The 17,685-nt window shown below is 42.2% G+C and carries 13 protein-coding genes; 3 read left to right on the top strand and 10 right to left on the bottom strand.

Going from position 1 to position 17,685, the window contains the following annotated elements:
* Positions 1-69: 69 nt before the first annotated feature.
* The 5 genes from CDC33_RS22960 to CDC33_RS22940 form a co-directional block, all read right to left on the bottom strand.
* Positions 70-1,524 (bottom strand): glycoside hydrolase 100 family protein, encoded by a 1,455-nt coding sequence (locus CDC33_RS22960; RefSeq protein WP_109012679.1) that lies wholly within the window; start codon positions 1,522-1,524, stop codon positions 70-72.
* 1,136 nt (positions 1,525-2,660) lie between these two features.
* A complete protein-coding gene (locus tag CDC33_RS22955) occupies positions 2,661-2,858 on the bottom strand; it encodes a type II toxin-antitoxin system VapC family toxin (protein ID WP_244919323.1) in 198 nt (65 codons plus the stop codon).
* A gap of 6 nt (positions 2,859-2,864) precedes the next feature.
* Positions 2,865-3,098 (bottom strand): hypothetical protein, encoded by a 234-nt coding sequence (locus tag CDC33_RS22950; protein WP_109010870.1) that lies wholly within the window; start codon positions 3,096-3,098, stop codon positions 2,865-2,867.
* Between the two features lie 185 nt (positions 3,099-3,283).
* Positions 3,284-3,622, bottom strand: coding sequence for a type II toxin-antitoxin system PemK/MazF family toxin (locus CDC33_RS22945; protein ID WP_109010869.1), 339 nt, complete (start codon positions 3,620-3,622; stop codon positions 3,284-3,286).
* Entirely contained in the window at positions 3,609-3,833 is a 225-nt protein-coding gene (locus CDC33_RS22940; protein WP_109010868.1) for a ribbon-helix-helix domain-containing protein, read from the bottom strand. Before CDC33_RS22940 ends, CDC33_RS22945 begins: the two co-directional genes overlap by 14 nt.
* A 201-nt stretch (positions 3,834-4,034) precedes the next feature.
* Between CDC33_RS22940 and CDC33_RS22935 the strand changes: the two genes are divergently transcribed.
* Complete coding sequence (locus CDC33_RS22935) at positions 4,035-5,228, top strand: Coenzyme F420 hydrogenase/dehydrogenase, beta subunit C-terminal domain (RefSeq protein WP_109010867.1); 1,194 nt, start codon at positions 4,035-4,037, stop codon at positions 5,226-5,228.
* On the opposite strand, the gene CDC33_RS22930 is transcribed toward CDC33_RS22935, so the two are convergent.
* The 4 genes from CDC33_RS22930 to ldpA form a co-directional block, all read right to left on the bottom strand.
* Positions 5,153-5,449, bottom strand: coding sequence for a hypothetical protein (locus CDC33_RS22930; protein ID WP_109010866.1), 297 nt, complete (start codon positions 5,447-5,449; stop codon positions 5,153-5,155). The two genes, CDC33_RS22935 and CDC33_RS22930, sit on opposite strands and share 76 nt — an antisense overlap.
* Positions 5,450-5,832: 383 nt before the next feature.
* A complete protein-coding gene (locus CDC33_RS22925) occupies positions 5,833-6,441 on the bottom strand; it encodes a hypothetical protein (protein WP_109010865.1) in 609 nt (202 codons plus the stop codon).
* A 56-nt stretch (positions 6,442-6,497) separates the two neighbouring features.
* Positions 6,498-8,234 carry a R3H domain-containing nucleic acid-binding protein gene (locus tag CDC33_RS22920; RefSeq protein ID WP_109010864.1) on the bottom strand — a complete coding sequence of 579 codons (1,737 nt, stop codon included), beginning with the start codon at positions 8,232-8,234 and terminating at the stop codon, positions 6,498-6,500.
* An 84-nt stretch (positions 8,235-8,318) separates the two neighbouring features.
* Complete coding sequence (ldpA, locus tag CDC33_RS22915; protein WP_109010863.1) at positions 8,319-9,512, bottom strand: circadian clock protein LdpA; 1,194 nt, start codon at positions 9,510-9,512, stop codon at positions 8,319-8,321.
* A 218-nt stretch (positions 9,513-9,730) separates the two neighbouring features.
* On the opposite strand from ldpA, the gene CDC33_RS22910 reads away from it, so the two are divergent.
* Positions 9,731-14,476: a PAS domain-containing protein gene (locus CDC33_RS22910; protein ID WP_181374108.1), complete on the top strand. Its 4,746-nt coding sequence runs from the start codon at positions 9,731-9,733 to the stop codon at positions 14,474-14,476.
* A complete protein-coding gene (locus CDC33_RS22905; RefSeq protein WP_109010862.1) occupies positions 14,473-16,101 on the top strand; it encodes a hybrid sensor histidine kinase/response regulator in 1,629 nt (542 codons plus the stop codon). The genes CDC33_RS22910 and CDC33_RS22905 overlap by 4 nt, the downstream gene beginning before the upstream one ends.
* 72 nt (positions 16,102-16,173) lie before the next feature.
* On the opposite strand, the gene CDC33_RS22900 is transcribed toward CDC33_RS22905, so the two are convergent.
* Positions 16,174-17,550: a hybrid sensor histidine kinase/response regulator gene (locus CDC33_RS22900; protein ID WP_109010861.1), complete on the bottom strand. Its 1,377-nt coding sequence runs from the start codon at positions 17,548-17,550 to the stop codon at positions 16,174-16,176.
* Positions 17,551-17,685: the final 135 nt, after the last annotated feature.

The raw sequence follows: 17,685 nt of genomic DNA, 5'->3' as shown, positions 1-17,685 counted from the left end.
TCAGGAGTCAGAAGGCTTTTGTATTCTAACTCCTGTACAGACGCGATTAATCGCGTCTGTACTCTTTCCCTATCGAGACAGATACGGGTCTACACTAGCGATTTCAAACTCACATGCTCTAGAAACCTGTTCTGCTGGTAATTTACCAAAGCTGATTAATGGTAAATAAGTGGGGTTTGCCATCAGTTCTTTTGCTAATAAGAACCCAGTAATTGTCCAAGTTTGATATTTTCGAGCTTGTTTGCCAATCAGTCGCCCTTTCTTACCATCGTAATATTCTGGCCATTCATCTGTACTGAGGCGTCCTTGAGCAGTTTCAATAGCCTTTTGTGCAAGATTTGTTTTGTTAGTTTTCACCGCCGCCGCCGCTAACATCCACATTAAAACTGGCCAACTACCAGCATTATGATACGACCAGGGGATATTTTTGGGGTCACATCCAGTTACAATTCTGTATTCTTCATGTTCTAAAGCTGGGAAACAAATTTTCATTGGCATATCTCCCACTAAATCATCCCATCGATCCTCAATGAGAGTCATAATCGCTTGTGACTGTTCTTCAGTGGCTAAGTCTGAAATGATTGCCATTAAGTTTCCGAGTGAAAAGAAGCGAGTATCTAGCTGCGATGGCCCGACATTACCTGCTAGATAACCACCTTTTTTTGGTAGCCACTTATCTAATTCATAATAGGGAACAGAATCTACATATATGTTGAACAGATTAACAGCACCCTTACCATATTCTTCACTTTTGAAGCGATAAATTGCATTCAGGCGATTAATATCTATCCAATAATGCTGGCGGATATGAGCGCATAAAAGAGGCAACCGATTATCAATGGCTTCAACAATATCGGAATTACCTTGGCAAATTAACAGTTCACGAGATGCACGCAATGCCGTGTAAAAGAGAACTTGTAATTCTAGAGGATGCCCATAAATGCCCATACGACGGTCAATCATACAAGCACCATCTGGAACCAACAGCGTTGGGTACATATCAAAACGATTTGCCAAGCAGATTTCCATGATTAACCTGATACCATTTTGGAATTCAGGTTGATAGGCTAGAGAAAAATCTTCTGTAGCGATTACATAAGCACGCAACAAAATAATCCACCATAGGCAAGAATCTACAGGTGTAACTCTAGCGATCGCATGTTCACCAAAATCAGCCTCTAAATATTCTTGCCCATTTTCTGATACAACTTTAAAGCTAGCTGGAATTAATCCTCGTCCAGGCTTATAAGCATCTAATGCCCTTTCTTTAGGTTGTAGCTTTAAGGTTTCTTCTAAGAAATTGCGAACAATATCTGTTCTACCTTTAATTAGAAAAATTAGAGCTGAGGAAACAAAATCCCGAACAAAGCACTGGTCATAATTAAGAGCCTCTACAGATGCATCATAAGCGGCTACCGTCCCAACAGGACGCCCCTGATAATAGAGAATTGATTTTTCTAGTGTTCGCCACGCTTCTTCGACTTCTTTTAAATTTTCAGTAGTTTCTAACTCGTTTAGGTGCATCGCCAGAATAGCTCCATTGGGATTGTGAATTTGTGGTAGATGCGTTTTCATTTATTATTTTTGCCATTCTCAGCATAACAAAAACAATTCTTTGAATAGCAAATATAATTTGGAAAAAAATTAATCAACTAATAACGAATAAATCTGCTGATACATACAGCTTTATTACTAGTTAATTTACTTATAATGGATTACTCTTTTGGTGAATTCTAGTTATTGCTCATCACCGCAAGCGGTAACATGATTTTAAAAACAGTCACACAAGATATATTTTTAGATTATTTATTGTTCCGTTTCATGTCCAGAATCTTTGCTTTACCAAATAAAAACATATCTTCAGTGCTGTTTAAGATTTGCATGAAGTAAAACTGGTTGCAGTATATTTACTTGAGCAGGATTAGTTTTTGACACTAAGAGGTCAGATTATTCCCCTATAATCTAATAATTTATAACGTTTTTTCAAAATATGCAAGATAAATGCTTGAAAAAGTTCAGATGTCAATACTTCTGAAGAGTTATATATTTTACCCTACTGACAGATGACATGGGGTGTTTATCGGAGTGGTCAAAAATAATCAAGGTGCTGAGTCGAAATACCGCTTATAAGGTATAGAGAATATATCAAGTACATAAGTACTGAGTATTAACACAATGTTCATTACTGTTACTGTTCTAATGATTTAAAGGCTTTTTACGCTAACAGCACTGGCTTAACCCATTACACCTGTTTAACTGTTAACCTCAGAGCTACAAACTGGCTGCGTATTCGTAGGTGAGATGACCTGAAAATCGTAGTACTCAAAGTACTTAGTCGGGTAAACTCTGGGCGATTAATTGCCCCCACCATATTGCTCTTAGCAATTGGTGGTGGGTAATTTACATTTTGACTTGCATCGATAAACTGCTAACTTTATATTACCCGTTCCTGAAATTCTTTATAAGCTTGATTAATTGCTTGCATAGAGGCTTTTGCAATTGTAGAACTGTTGACATCAGGATGATACAATCTGTTTAAATATTAGTACAAATTTTTAGTTGGTTAAACTCATCACCTTACAGAACTCAGATATACCCGCATTTATCACAAGTATTGCGATCGCTAAAAGCTCACCAAGCAAGTTATTCCACAGAAATATCTATAATATTAGTAAATTCTTGGCAAAAGGAATAGATGTTCTTCCTCTCTGAACAATCCAAACAGCTTCGGCTAATGTTGTAGCTGGTATAACTAATTGGGAATCAGGATTAGAAAGAATAGTCTTGGCATTCGCACCTAATCGTGGATTTCCTTCGAGAAACCAGATGAGAGCATGAGTATCAATCACGTACTTCATAATTACCTATGACCAGTCTAAGCCGTCTTCGGTATCTCCATGAAATTCAGTAAATTGAAAATCTTTTTCTGTTGATTGATTATTTCCAGAAAACATCCCAAGCTGCATTATCCGCTTTTGACTTTGAGGTTTTTTTCGTTCTAGAAAAGTTACAATAACACGGCTTTCTAATACATCAGATGGTAATTCTGAAAGTTCTATATTACCGTTCTTATACATTCCTTCAATAGATTGCAACATTAGTGTTTACCAAATTTATACTCATAATAAATTATACTGATCGCTGAATTATCACACATACTATATTCACTATGTCAAGCAAACCTACGCTTTTATTAATCAGCAAATAGGCGAACTTGAAGAAGAAACACACACGCGATCGCATTACCAACTTTCATTGTAAGGAGGTTTGCCCTAAAAGGTACTCACTCCAAACCTAAATGTAGTTTGAGAGCAGCATCTACTAATTGCATCAACTCTTCACTTAAACTATTTACCACCTCTGACACAATTCTTTGCTTAGAAATTGTTCGCACCTGCTGCGCTTGTACTTTGGAAGCTTTAGCTAAACCACTATCCTCTAGATTAAGTAAAACCTCGAACGGATAAACACGGCTAACATTGGATGTGAGTGGTAAAATTGTTACTGTGCTAGCAGCGCGATTACTTGCATCATTGCTGACTATCAGCACAGGGCGGCGTTTATCCATTTCTGAACCTACAGTCGGACTGAGATTCGCATAATAAATATCACCACGTTTCATCTATTAATCCATCTATAATCGTTACATCCCAATCATTGTCAACTTCGGCAGATGCTTCTCGGTAAGCTAATTCTAATTCTTGTTTTCGCAACAATTGCAACGCCATTTCAATGACTTGGGAGCGAGATTTACAATCATGGGCTACTTTGTAACCTTCAACAAATTGCACCAGGGACGCTGGTAAGGAAATTGATAGTTTTTCAACTTGCATAGTCTTACCAAATAGTAGCAAGAATCTTCTTACTTAATGGTAGTCCTTCTCGTGTCTGCCCGTAAGCCAGTACAGCAGGAAAAGCAATCACTTCTGCTTATTATTGCGTCCATCCTCTTGTTGTCCAATCTCTATCGTGAAGTTCATAGCCAGTGAAGGTATTGTAATAAAAGCGATTCCTGAATAAAACAAAAAATTTATATGACCTCAGTTTCTCCTCACAAAAAAGCCAGAGCCTTAAAATCTACCAGCCGCCGCCCTGCTAAAGAACTCTGTAGCGAGTGTGGACTATGTGATACATACTATATTCACTATGTCAAGGAAGCCTGTGCTTTTATTAATCAGCAAATAGGCGAACTTGAAGAAGAAACACACACGCGATCGCGCCATCTCGATAACCCTGATGAACTCTACTTTGGTGTTCACCAAGACATGATGGCAGCGCGGAAACAACAGCCTATCGAAGGCGCACAATGGACGGGTATTGTTAGCAGCATTGCCATTGAAATGCTCAATCGCGGCATAGTTGAAGGTGTTGTCTGCGTGCAAAATACCAAAGAAGACCGCTTTCAACCCATGCCCGTCATCGCTCGTACTCCAGAAGAAATACTAGCAGCGCGGGTAAATAAACCAACTCTTTCCCCAAACCTTTCGGTGTTGGAACAGATAGAAAAATCCGGGATGAAGCGGCTATTAGTAATTGGTGTTGGTTGTCAAATTCAGGCACTACGAGCCGTAGAAAAACAACTTGGTTTAGAAAAGCTGTATGTTTTGGGTACGCCCTGCGTAGATAATGTTAACCGTGCTGGACTGCAAAAATTCTTAGAAACCACCAGCCGATCGCCTGATACAGTTGTGCATTACGAATTCATGCAAGACTTCCGGGTTCACTTCAAACATGAAGATGGCTCATCAGAAACAGTACCTTTCTTTGGCTTGAAGACAAACCAACTCAAAGATGTCTTTGCCCCATCCTGTATGAGTTGCTTTGATTACGTCAACTCCCTAGCCGATTTAGTTGTTGGCTACATGGGCGCACCCTTTGGCTGGCAGTGGATTGTAGTTAGAAATGATACTGGTAAGGAAATGCTGGACTTGGTGAAAGACCAGTTAGATACTCAACCAGTAATGTCTAAAGGCAACCGCAAGGAAGCTGTACAGCAAAGTATTCCTGCTTACGATAAAGGCGTTACCCTCCCGATGTGGGCAGCAAAACTGATGGGTGTGGTTATCGAAAAAATCGGCCCCAAAGGTTTAGAATATGCGCGGTTTTCCATTGATTCTCACTTTACTCGGAATTATTTGTATGTGAAGCGAAATCATCCAGAGAAATTAGAAGCGCACGTTCCAGAGTTTGCCAAGCGGATTGTTGGGCAATATAAGTTACCAGAATAAAAATTGGACATGGGACATGGGGCATGGGGAATTGGGCATTGCTTATTCTCCTTGTCTCCCTCATCAATAATCAGCTTGTTGAGCCAAATGGCGATCGCTGGGCCTGCACCACCCACTAATGTCAAAATTGCCACATAGCGTAGCTCCTTTGGAACTACCTGCATCACCGTTACCACACTGCGGCGAAATGCCTGGAATGGAGAAATTTCTATGATTTGCATATATCTTAAAGTAGCAAACAATAGCAAAATTCTCAGAGAGACGTTGTGATCTAAATTTCAATGAGCAGGCATCACACGGGTGATACTATTTTGGATTTTAGATTTTTAGATTTTAGATTGGAAACCGCTTAGTGTATCTGGGTTTTTTCTGCCCATCTGCCGCAATCATTTTTAAAATTGGTATGAGCAAGAAAAAATTTTAAGAATTGGGCGGCAGTTTTCCGAAATTGGTAACCTAAGTTTGGTAGTTATTACCAGAACACTAATTTATAAATAACTTCTATAACTAGCCTTGGGGAAATATGGCCCCACAAAAACCTGGTCTTCGCGATCGGGTTTTTTGGCATGTGTAAATTAACAGTAATTAGAAGCGAAACCCAACCTTAAGTTGATTGTGAGCGAATCATCCACACTAAAATACCTAAGACTTGCTCTACTGGAGGAATTAAGTACTCAGTTAAATCAATAGTTACAGTGCTATCCTCTAACTTGAGGAATGTCCACAGGTTGCCACTAGTAACACTACCGTAGATAGTAGCAATAGGTTTTTCGTATTTGGCATTAAACCTTTGGGCGGCGATCATTTCTGCGATACACTGTCCCAAACCACCTTTAAGATTTTCCTTTTTGGCTTCCACAATCACCACTGCTGGGGCTTCAATAAATAATTGTTCTGGCGAAGCGCTAATCAAAAAGTCGCAAAATCCAGCCAGTCCAACTTCTGGATCAACATTAAATTCTTCTCCAGAAAAAAAACTGATTTTTCTGTTGAGAATTTTTCGGACTTCAAACAAAATTGGGCTGATAATCAATTCTGATCTAGCTTTCTCAGAACCCATTGCAATTGCTAGCTGGATACTTTCTGCTAAAAATTCAGCCAGCAGCAGACTAGGTGAGATTGGTTCTATAGGAGGTAAAAATCGTCCACCTTCTACTAAGGTGAGATTAAAGTCTTGTTTTACTTTTCTTAAAGAAAACTCTCTATAGGACATCAAGTATCTCCTAGTAACATCCCCTCTTTGCACAGCGAAGAGGGGTAGGGGTAAGGTTACGCCGGATAAATCCGTAAGCGGCGATTTGGTTCTTCGCCAAAACTATGCGACTTGAGGCGATAATGTTCTACCAACTCATGTTGCATTTTGCGGACTTGAGAAGAACGCGGCAATAATTCGACTGGCTGTCCTTTAGGAATCACAATTTGCTCAACAGCAAGTCTGGCTTCTTCCAAGGCATCCATCTCATCATCGCTACCATTGTGCAAAAACAGTTGCAATTCTAGGTCATCGGCCATCTCTGGGTCATCAATGTTCAGCAACCGTCGCAAGCCACGGGTAATTTGGGGAATGGTGCTGGACTTAATTACGTGGATGGGTACATGACGGGCTTTGGCCATTTGGCGTAATTTGGCGTGGTTTTTGACGTGCGATCGCAGTGCTAAAATTGCATCAGCAGTATCTATATCTTTTGTCAATACCACGGGCAAAGTTAGCACGCTAATTACCTGTTCTAGTTGATGGCGACTAACACCATAAGGGTAAACGTGCAGTGGCAAATCTTCACCATTGGGTCCTGGCACTCTTGTAACAGCATCTAAATCAATGCTTTCAGAATAATTGAAGGATTCATCCAGCAAACGATCAAATTCACTGCGTCCAGTTACCCGCTCTACAGGCAATTGCGGCAGTGCTACCATTTGTCCAGATGAACGCCAGCCATTAGACGGTCGCGCCGGTGCGAAAGATTCCTCCACTGTCGCTAGCTGTCCACCGCCGCGACCGTTGACAACAGCTAACTGCCTTGTAACAGCAATTTTACCTTGGTCATCAACAGTTCTTGTTTGTGGGGTAGGCTGACGACCCCGCAGCAGATTATCTACTGTGTCAGCAACACTTTCATGTACTGTCCAGCGTTGGCGCTCCAACATTTCTACAGCGATTTCAAAGGTAGGAGGCGCTTTCCGCTCCAAAACAGTCTTTTGAGAACCTCGGCGTCTTGCTTCGTCGTCTCCCAGCGTCACAGCTTGGATACCCCCAACTAAATCAGCCAGGGTGGGGTTTTTAATCAGATTTTCGATCTGATTCCCGTGGGCAGTACCTACCAACTGTACACCCCGTTCCGCAATGGTACGAGCCGCTAAAGCTTCCAGTTCCGTGCCAATTTCATCAATGACAATCACTTCTGGCATGTGGTTTTCCACTGCCTCAATCATCACCTGATGCTGTTCATTGGGATGAGCCACTTGCATCCGCCGAGCGCGACCAATAGCAGGGTGAGCAACATCACCATCCCCAGCTATTTCGTTGGAGGTGTCAATAATCACCACTCGCTTTTGCAGATCATCTGCCAAAACACGGGCGATTTCCCGTAAGGCAGTAGTTTTGCCCACGCCTGGACGCCCCAGCATGAGAATCGATTTACCAGTTTCTACCAAATCGCGGATCATGCCAATGGTTCCGAATACCGCGCGACCAACGCGACAGGTCAAGCCAATAATCTTACCTGTGCGGTTGCGGATGGCGCTGATCCGATGCAAAGTTTGCTCAATTCCTGCTCGATTATCTCCGCCAAAGATTCCAACTCGTTGAATACAATCATCTATCTGTTCTTGAGTAACGGGTACTTCGCTCAGATACTCAGCTTGATTAGGAAACCGAGCCTCTGGGCGACGGCCCAAATCCAAGACCACTTCTACTAAACTATCTCGTTTGGGATGACTCTCTAGTACTTGTTGCAGGTCTTGGGGCAAAATGTCTAATAACTTTTGGAGATCGTCTGTAATCGTCATGCTTTCTATGGTGACGTTTTTAGAGATAGCGAGGACATTTGCGTGCAGGAGAACTCGCTCTGGGTAATTTCCCGAAACGAGCAATTAATGCTCCTGCTGTGACTTGATCTGGGAAACGAGAGAATGGGCAAGTTTTACAGCTTGCCAAAGTAATACGTCATTTTCTTCGAGGCGAAGATTCGCTTGCACATTGGTGTTACTTACCTCCTTATTCTCTAACTGTTCGAGAATTGGTGACAGCAATACGCGGGCGTAGCTACCGTAGGCCACTCCAGCAATGGATGGGGAGGATGAGGGGGATGAGGGGGATGAGAGGGATGAGGAAGAATTTACTTCCCTATCTCCCCCTGCTCCCTCATCTCCCCCTGCTCCCCCTGCTCTCTTCAGCATTCCCATTGCCTTTAACTTAGCAACGGTATAGCTATTTGTGCCGCCTGCTAACTGCACATATCCCGGTAACTTAGCTGCCAAAACTTTTTGCCCTAATTTCACCGCAGCTATTGTGGTGCCATCGCCAATATCACCACTCATGGCACGGCCGTCGGTTTGCCAAATTAAGGCACTCTTGAGTGGGGCAATCAGGTCATATATTGCTCTTAGGTAGTCAATCATCCCCTCGCCATCGGGACAGCTGATAGCTACTAGCTTTAATTGATCGGCCCACGGTGAAATTGCCTGCCATAATTGCTCAAATTCTGTCAACCGCCCGACTTTTGTATGGATTTCTACGGCATCTATTCCCGTTGACATTACCAATGGCGCGATCGCTCCCGGCGTTGACATATATGAACTTGTATCAATTATACTATATGGACAAACTGGTATACAACGACCGCAGCCATAGCACTTTTCTGATATTACTCCCGAAAAGTTTTCTTTTACATTTTTTACATTGTTAAACACGATCGCTTGTGCCGGACAAATCCGTTCACAGGGTCTAGGACAGTCTGTAGGACACTCAGTAGGATTAAATTCTGCTTTCCGAAAATGGGGGTCTTCTCCATCGTTCAGGCTTACCATCAAAAAGGGTGAGTTACCTTTGTAGCTAAAGCCTCGCTTTTGGGCATCCGTAGCCAGAGATTTGGCTACAAGTAGCCCTGCTTGCGCTGCTGCAATCACTGCTGGATCAGCTGCAACATCTATGCAGTCAGCGCCCGCCAAAGTATAGGCTAAAGTTAAACTTCTGACTGCCGGTAAATGCTGGAAGCTGGCTCCGCAGATCAGCTTGAACCAGTCACCTTGTTTGAGAGATTGTAAAGGGGCGAACAGATCAGTCACTATTCTATTATGCGTTTATACGACTAAAAATAGTAGTCTGCGATCAAGAAAAAGTCCGGATTTCTTGATTCAGGGCATTGGGCAAAATAGTGCTGAGTACTGAGTTAGGAGTTAGGAGTTAGGAGTTATTCTCCCCTCTGCCCACTCAGCACTCGGAACTCGGAACTCAGCACTCTTGAGGTACTTGTACGTAGGTTGAAAGCTAACAATTACAGCTAATGCAACAGCTAAAACAGCTACAGGAACAACAAAAGTTAATTGGAGCGATCGCTCTTGATATTCGTAAATCCTTGAAGTTTCAAGACATCCTTGCTACGAGTGTCAAAGAAGTCCGCCAGTTACTCAAGGCTGATTGCGTACTGGTGTATCAATTTACTCATCAGATACAGGGTAAAGTTATAGCTGAGTCGGTTTTATCCCAATGGACACCAACCTTGGAACTTGAAATTGAAGATACCGATTTTCAGCAAAGCCCAAGAGAAGAATACTACCAAGGAAAAATTTGGGCAGCAACGAACATCTACGAAGCGGGTTTAAGCGATCGCCATATTCAATTTTTGGAACAGTTTCAAGTCAAGGCGAATTTGGTTGTCCCCATTTTGTTAGAGAACCAAGGGACTCCAGCAGTTGTATGGGGGTTATTCATTGTGCATCAATGTTCTGCTTTCCGCCAATGGCAGACATTTGAGGTAGAATTTCTCAACCAACTGACGGTGCAACTAGCGATCGCTATCCAACAAGCCCAACTTCAGAACAACCTGCAAACCCTCAAGGCTGAATTAGAAGCCAAAGTCGAGGAACGCACTACTGCACTACAGGAAAGCGATCGCCGATTCCGGGCAATTTTCGATAACACTTTCCAATTCACAGGACTGCTAACGCCAGATGGCATTTTACTGGAGGCGAACCAGACTGCGCTCAGTTTTGGCGGACTTAAGCTTGAAGATGTGATTAATCGCCCTTTTTGGGAAGCACATTGGTGGACGATTTCACCTCAAACTCAAGAACAATTAAAACAAGCGATCGCTCGTGCAGTTCAAGGGGAGTTTGTCCGCTATGAAGTTGATGTTCTCGGCGCAAATAACCGAGTAGCAACAATCGATTTTTCACTGCGTCCGTTGCAAAACGAAACGGGTCAAGTCGTTTTGTTGATTCCAGAAGGGCGAGATATCACTGAACGCAAAGCAACAGAACTCGCCTTGTCTGAGCGTGAAGTGATGTTGTACTTGATTGGAGATAATCTGCCTAATGGTGCAGTTTATCGGGTAATCCGTGAATTGGATGGTAGCGATCGCTTTTCCTACCTGAGTGGGGGAATTGAAAAACTGATGGAAGTCAAGGCAGAAGATGCACTCAGAGATTCATCTCTGCTTTATCGCCAGTTTCTCCCAGAGGATATCCCCCGCCTAGAAGCAGCCGTTGCAGAGTCATGCCTGAATCTGTCTGTATTTGATATTCAACTGCGAATCCGAACGCCCAGTGGTAAGCTCAAATGGTTTCATTTTCGTTCTACACCACGTCAGTTGAAAGATGGACGTGTGGCTTGGGATGGACTGGTGGTAGATGTCACCGACCTCAAGCGCACTGAAGAAACACTACGCAAAAGTCAAGCCCTGCTAGAAGAATCCCAGCAAGTTGCTCGCCTTGGCAATTGGGAGTTTGAACTTGCTAGTGGCAAAATTACCTGGTCGAAGGGGCTTTTCGACCTCTTCAATCGAGAACCCGCACTTCTTGAGCCAAACTATCAGGAAATTCTGCAATTGTATCACCCTGAAGATGGGGAGAAATTGCACCAAGTTGTTGAGCGAGCGATCGCCACTGGTGAGTCTTACAAAGAAATTCTCCGTGTACCCCAGTCAGATGGTTCTAATCGCTACTTTGAGGGTATTGGACATCCAGAATTCAATGCCGATGGAGAGGCAATCCGCCTTTATAGTACTGCCCAAGATGTCACCGAACGGGAAGTTGCATTGCGCGATCGCCAAAAAGCTGAAGAAATATTGCGTCAAAGTGAAGAACGTTGGCAATTAGCGATCGCAGGTACTAATGAAGGAATTTGGGATTGGGACATATCTACTAATCAAATCTTCCGGTCTGAGCGTTGGTTCGCAATTTTGGGATATGAACCTAACGAATTTAGCGATCGCGATGATGAGTGGAGTATTCGCATTCATCCTGATGATTATACCAGAGTCATGGCTGCACAAAAGGCTTATTTGCTTAGGCAAGTTGCCGATTATAACGTTGAGTATCGTCTGCGGTGCAAGGATGGCAGTTATCGCTGGGTGCGATCGCGGGCCAAAGCTATCTGGAATGAGCAAGGAAATCCAGTTCGATTGGTCGGTTCACTTGGAGACATTAGCGAACGCAAACAAGCTGAGGAAAAACTTCGAGAAAGTGAAGAGAGATTACAATTAGCACTAGAAGCTTCTGGGGATGCTTTATGGGACTGGAATATTCTTACTGGAGAGGTATATTACAGCCCCCGTTATTTAGAAATGCTTGGATACAGTTTCGATGAACTTCCACAGGATCTTAGTACCTGGAAGCGATTAGTCCATCCAGAGGATCTGCCTTGGGTTGAGAAAATCTTGGCAGATCACTTAAAGGATAATTCAATACCCTACAAATTTAATTATCGACTCCGAACTAAGTCGGGCGAATCCAAATGGATTGCCAACTATGGCAAAGTTGTAATGCGAGATAAACAGGGTAAGCCTTTGCGGATGACTGGTACTCATCGGGATATCAGCGATGTCTATGATGAGCTTCGCTTACGCAAACAAACCGAAGCAGCCTTAGCCAGAAGTGAAGAACAACTCAGACTAACGTTAGAATTTAACCACATCGGGATCTGGGATTGGAATCTTAAAACAAATGAAGTTATCTGGAACGACAACCATTTTCGTTTGTTAGGTTTAGAACCAGAAACAACAGCCAGCTATCAGCTATGGCGCGATCGTGTTCATCTAGAGGATGTTGACCAAATTGAACAAGCTGTATCAAATGCCCTAGCACAACATACTAATTTTCAAGGTGAATATCGAGTGATTTATCCCAATGGCAAAGTTCACTGGCTGATTGGGAAAGGGCGCGGCATTTATAACGAAGCAGGCGAACCTGTTCGGATGTTAGGGGTAATTATTGATACCAGCGATGTCTACGACGAGCTTCGCTTACGCAAACAAGCAGAAGCAGCTCTGCAAGAAAGTGAAGCTCGGTTCCAAGCATTTATGAACAATAGCCCCGTGCTAGCTTGGATCACTGATTCCGACGGGCGTGTACTTTACTTAAACCAAGCATACCTGCATACATTTAAATTACTACCCGAACAGGTGATTGGACAATCCATTTTTGACCTCTATCCAGATGAAATTGCTCGGCAGCATTTTGATCGCATTCAGACAGTTATACAGACAAATCAGGTAATTGAGGCGATCGAAGTTGCTTCCCGACCAGATGGTAGCCTTGGAGAGTTCTTGGTATATAAGTTCCCGATTCTGGGATTGTCTGCACAAAAGCTAGTGGGTAGGGTGGCGATCGACATCACAGAACAGAAGATTTTGGAGCGAGAACTGGCTCACAAGCAAAAGTTATTAGATACCTTCATCAACAACGCACCTGTTGGTATAACCATTCTGGATCAGGAACTGCGTTACTCATTGATTAATGAAGCATTAGCAGAAATTAATGGCATTCCCGCAGCCGCGCATATTGGCAAGAGACCGTGGGATATTGTTCCTGATGTGGCATCAAAGCAGGAGCAAATCTTTCAACATGTCTTGAGAACGGGTGAACCGATTCTGGATTTGGAAATCAGTGGAGAAACCCCGAAACTCCCAGGTGTAATCAGGACTTGGTTAGCTTCCTACTTTCCGATTCAGTCTCAAGCCGATCAACCCATTAGTATAGGCATTGTCGTAGTTGAAATCAGCGATCGCAAACGCGCTGAACAAATGTTAGAACTGCAAGCAGTGATTACCCGTAACATGGCAGAGGGAATTTGCCTAATTCATGCCACAGATAGCGTGTTTGTCTACGCTAATCCTAAATTTGAGCAGATGTTTGGCTATGAACCTGGTGAATTAATCGGTCAGCATGTGTCGATTGTCAACTACGGTGACGAACATAATACACCTGAAGAAGTTAACCAGGCAATTAGGACTGCTGTCTTGCAACACGGTGAGGCAAACTATGAAGTTTATAATGTTAAAAAAGATGGCACTCCGTTCTGGTGTAGGGCGAACGCTTCCATTTTTGAGCATCCTGAGTATGGAAGCGTCCTTGTAGCTGTCCAACAAGACATCACCGAGCATAAGCAAACGCAGGAAAAAATCAAAGCCTCTCTGAAAGAAAAGGAGGTATTACTCAAAGAAATTCACCATCGTGTTAAAAACAATTTAGGAATTGTCAGCAGTTTGCTGCAAATGCAGTGCAGACGTACACAAGATCCTCTGGTGACAGCTGTTTTGCGCGATAGTCAAAACCGTATTGCCTCCATTGCCTTGGTTCATGAAAAGTTATACCGCTCTGAAGACCTTGCTGATATTGATTTCGCTCAATACATCCCAGATTTAACAACTCATTTATTTGATTCTTACAACGTCAGTTCTAACCAAATTCAACTGAAGATTCAAGTTGAAAATGCTAGCCTTGACATCGAAACTGCCATTCCCTGTGGCTTGATTATCAATGAACTGGTTTCCAATGCTTTGAAATACGCTTTTGTTGGTAATCGTAAAGGGGAAATTGAGGTTAAGTTTTATCAAGAATCCAAGTCTACTTTGGCACTCATTATTCGAGATAATGGCATTGGTTTACCTGAAAATTTTGATCGCGACAAAACTAAAACACTCGGCATAACTCTTATCCAGGGTTTAGTCAAGCAACTAAGAGGAAAGCTCGAAATTGACTCTCACCACGGAACACAGTTCAAAATTACTTTTACAAACAGCCGGGTATGAAAACAATTGGCATCCCATCAAACCTAGATGCAAAGGAGACAGTTAGAATCCTTATTGTTGAAGATGAATATATTCTTGCGATGAATTTGCAAGAAAGTTTAGAGTCTTTGGGATACATTGTTTTAGATATAGCGGATTCAGCAGAAGGGGCAATTGTAAAAGCAACCGAATTACGCCCAAACCTGATTTTAATGGATATCAGATTACGGGGTGAAATGGACGGTATCCAGGCAGCAGAGCAAATCTGGCATAATTTGCAAATTCCTGCTATCTATGTTACGGGGCATTCTGATAGAAGTACTGTAGAGCGGGCAACGCTGACATCCCCCTTTGGATATATTCTTAAACCAATCAAGGAGCAAGAACTCTACGTTGCCATTCAAACAGCACTAAATCGTTACGATCGCGAGCAATTTTTAAGTTCTATCCTTCGAGGAATGGGGGACGGAGTGATTGTAGTCGATCTTCAGTTAAGCATCAAGTATCTAAATCAGGTCGCTGAAGCATTGACAGGGTGGCGATGGGATGAAGCCAAAGGACGAATGTTAACCGAAGTGTTCAAGCTTGTTGATGAACAAACTCAGATCCCCACCCAGAATCCAATTATCACAGCCCTGCAACAAGAAACTACTATCTATCTAGGCAATCACATCTTACTAGTTGCTAGAGACGGCACAACCATACCAGTAGCTGATAGCGCTACTCCCCTGAGAAATAATAGTGGTGTAATTACAGGAGGCGTATTAGTTTTCCGGGACGACACGCAACGACGGCTAACTGAAGAACGCAATCTCGCAGATGAGCGTGCCCAACAATTAAAAATTCAAGTAGCAGAACTCCAACGGCTGAACCAGTTGAAAGAGGATTTTCTTGCAACCACTTCTCATGAAATGCGAACGCCCTTGTCAAACATCAAAATGACCATTTCCGCGCTAGAAAATATTCTTGATCGGCAGGGTATCTTAAATTCAAACGCACTTTCCTCATCTGAATCTGTAGCCCACTACTTAACTATCCTGCGTGAACAATGTGAACAAGAACTAGATTTAGTAGACAATTTGCTGTATATGCGAATGATTGATGCAGATGTCTATCCGTTGGAATTAACTTCAATTAAACTCCAAACTTGGCTGCCTCACGTTGCCGAATATTTTGGGGAACGGGCTGGGGTTAGGCAACAGACTTTCCAAGTTAGTATTCCTCCAAATTTACCACCTTTAGTTACAGACTTGGCTAGCCTGACCGAAATTGTCTCAGAGTTACTCAACAATGCTTGTAAATTTACTCCTCCTGATGGACAAATTATGGTGAATGTTCGGATAATCGACACCACAAAAAGTCTCATAAATGAGGATGCTAAATCTGGTGTATTAGATAATCTTCAATCCTATTTTCAAATCACAATTAGCAATTCTGGGGTGATAATCCCTAAAAAAGAACAATTTCGAATCTTTGAGCCGTTTTACCGGATTCCTCAAAGCGATCGCTGGCAACATGGCGGTACAGGATTAGGTTTATCATTAGTGAAGAAGTTAGTAGAATATCTCCAAGGTACAATTGAAGTTACCAGTTCTCAGGGCTGGACAACGTTCACAGTTCAACTGCCGTTAACTATGTCAAAATGATTGGTGATAAATGGTAATTGTATTGGTTTTACATTCCCCTTTCAAAGGATAATTTACTAAGTTTTCTGTTGGCTAATGCTCTTGTTGCTTGATGGGAATTTCGATCACAAATTCTGCTCCTTGCCCAACAGAAGAAGTGCAGGTAATATTTCCTTGGTGTTTTTGGACAATAATCTGATAACTAATAGATAATCCTAGCCCACTACCTTTGCCCACAGGTTTTGTGGTAAAAAATGGATCAAATAAACGCGATCGCAACGACTCTTCAATACCAGGGCCATTATCTGCGATCGCAATTTTGACCATATTTAACTCAGTCACCTCTGTGTGAATCCTAATTTGGGGAGTAGGAAGTAGAGAGTAAGGATTAAAAGATAGATTCCCCATTCCCCACTCCCCACTCCTCACTCCCTCTTCTAAAGATAGATTCCCCATTCCCCACTCTCTACTCCCCACTCCCTCTTCTATTGCATCAATAGCATTATTCAACAGATGCATAAATACTTGGTTTAATTCACTCGCATAACAAGTGACTAAGGGCAAGTTACCATAATCTTTCACTATAATAATTGCGGGACGATCTGCTGTTTCCCTGAGTCTATGTTGTAACATCACCAAAGTGTTTTCGATGTCTTCGTGGATATTGACCTGCTTCATCTCTGCTTCATCATGCCGAGAAAAGCGTTGTAGTGCTAGTACAATTTCCTGAATGCGATCAGATCCTCTATACATTGCACCTATCAGGTTTTGCAGATCCTTAATAATAAAATTCAGGTCTATATCTTTGGCTATTTGCTGAATTTTTGGTGTAGCTTTGGGATATTCCTGTTGATAAGCCTCAATCAGATTCACTAAGTCTTTTACATATTGACCAGCATATTGGAGATTCCCATAAATAAAGCTGATAGGGTTATTAATTTCATGAGCAAGCCCAGCCACTAACTGTCCCAGCGCTACCATCTTTTCGTTCTGAATCTGTTGAACTTGAGAGGCTTTCAAGTTGTCAAGAGCCTGTTGAAGTAAAAAGTTTTTTTCTTGTAGTTTAACTTGAAGCAAACGTAAATTAATCTGATTTTCAATTCGTGACACAACCTCTGCCCCATGAAAAGGTTTTGCAATATAATCTACACCACCAACACCAAAGGCTTTTACTTTATCTACAACATCATCTAAGGCGCTAATAAAAATTACTGGCACTTCACAAGTTTTCTCATCAGCTTTCAGCTTTTGACATACTTGATAGCCATCCATATCGGGCATATTGATATCCAGTAAAATCACATCTGGCAAAACCATTTGGCAGGCAGTCAGCGCCATTTTACCGTTTAAGGCTTTGCGAACTTCAAAACCTTGTGTAGTCAACATCGCTGATAAAAGCCGCAAATTATCTGGGGTATCATCGACTACTAAAATATTTTTTTTATGATAATTAATTTGATTTAAAGGCATTGTGTATAAAAAGCTATGTTTGTAATAGTTGAAAACAGTAAAGACTTATTTGAAACAGTGCTGAAAAATTTTTATCAATTTCACTGAAATACTTGTATTTCTAGTCTAAATCCCCCAGTACTTGAGATGGCGTTA

Origin of the sequence: Nostoc commune NIES-4072, from assembly GCF_003113895.1 — a bacterium.
Lineage (GTDB): Bacteria > Cyanobacteriota > Cyanobacteriia > Cyanobacteriales > Nostocaceae > Nostoc > Nostoc commune.
This window is presented reverse-complemented; position numbering and strand designations above follow the sequence as displayed.

Bases quoted from the DNA above. Each gene is read 5' to 3' on its own strand.
- CDC33_RS22950 (WP_109010870.1), bottom strand. From the start codon at position 3,098: ATGTTGCAATCTATTGAAGGAATGTATAAGAACGGTAATATAGAACTT.
- CDC33_RS22955 (WP_244919323.1), bottom strand. From the start codon at position 2,858: ATGAAGTACGTGATTGATACTCATGCTCTCATCTGGTTTCTCGAAGGA.
- CDC33_RS22940 (WP_109010868.1), bottom strand. From the start codon at position 3,833: ATGCAAGTTGAAAAACTATCAATTTCCTTACCAGCGTCCCTGGTGCAA.
- CDC33_RS22925 (WP_109010865.1), bottom strand. From the start codon at position 6,441: ATGTCCTATAGAGAGTTTTCTTTAAGAAAAGTAAAACAAGACTTTAAT.
- CDC33_RS22935 (WP_109010867.1), top strand. From the start codon at position 4,035: ATGACCTCAGTTTCTCCTCACAAAAAAGCCAGAGCCTTAAAATCTACC.
- CDC33_RS22920 (WP_109010864.1), bottom strand. From the start codon at position 8,234: ATGACGATTACAGACGATCTCCAAAAGTTATTAGACATTTTGCCCCAA.
- CDC33_RS22945 (WP_109010869.1), bottom strand. From the start codon at position 3,622: ATGAAACGTGGTGATATTTATTATGCGAATCTCAGTCCGACTGTAGGT.
- CDC33_RS22960 (WP_109012679.1), bottom strand. From the start codon at position 1,524: ATGCACCTAAACGAGTTAGAAACTACTGAAAATTTAAAAGAAGTCGAA.
- CDC33_RS22900 (WP_109010861.1), bottom strand. From the start codon at position 17,550: ATGCCTTTAAATCAAATTAATTATCATAAAAAAAATATTTTAGTAGTC.
- CDC33_RS22930 (WP_109010866.1), bottom strand. From the start codon at position 5,449: ATGCAAATCATAGAAATTTCTCCATTCCAGGCATTTCGCCGCAGTGTG.
- CDC33_RS22905 (WP_109010862.1), top strand. From the start codon at position 14,473: ATGAAAACAATTGGCATCCCATCAAACCTAGATGCAAAGGAGACAGTT.
- CDC33_RS22910 (WP_181374108.1), top strand. From the start codon at position 9,731: ATGCAACAGCTAAAACAGCTACAGGAACAACAAAAGTTAATTGGAGCG.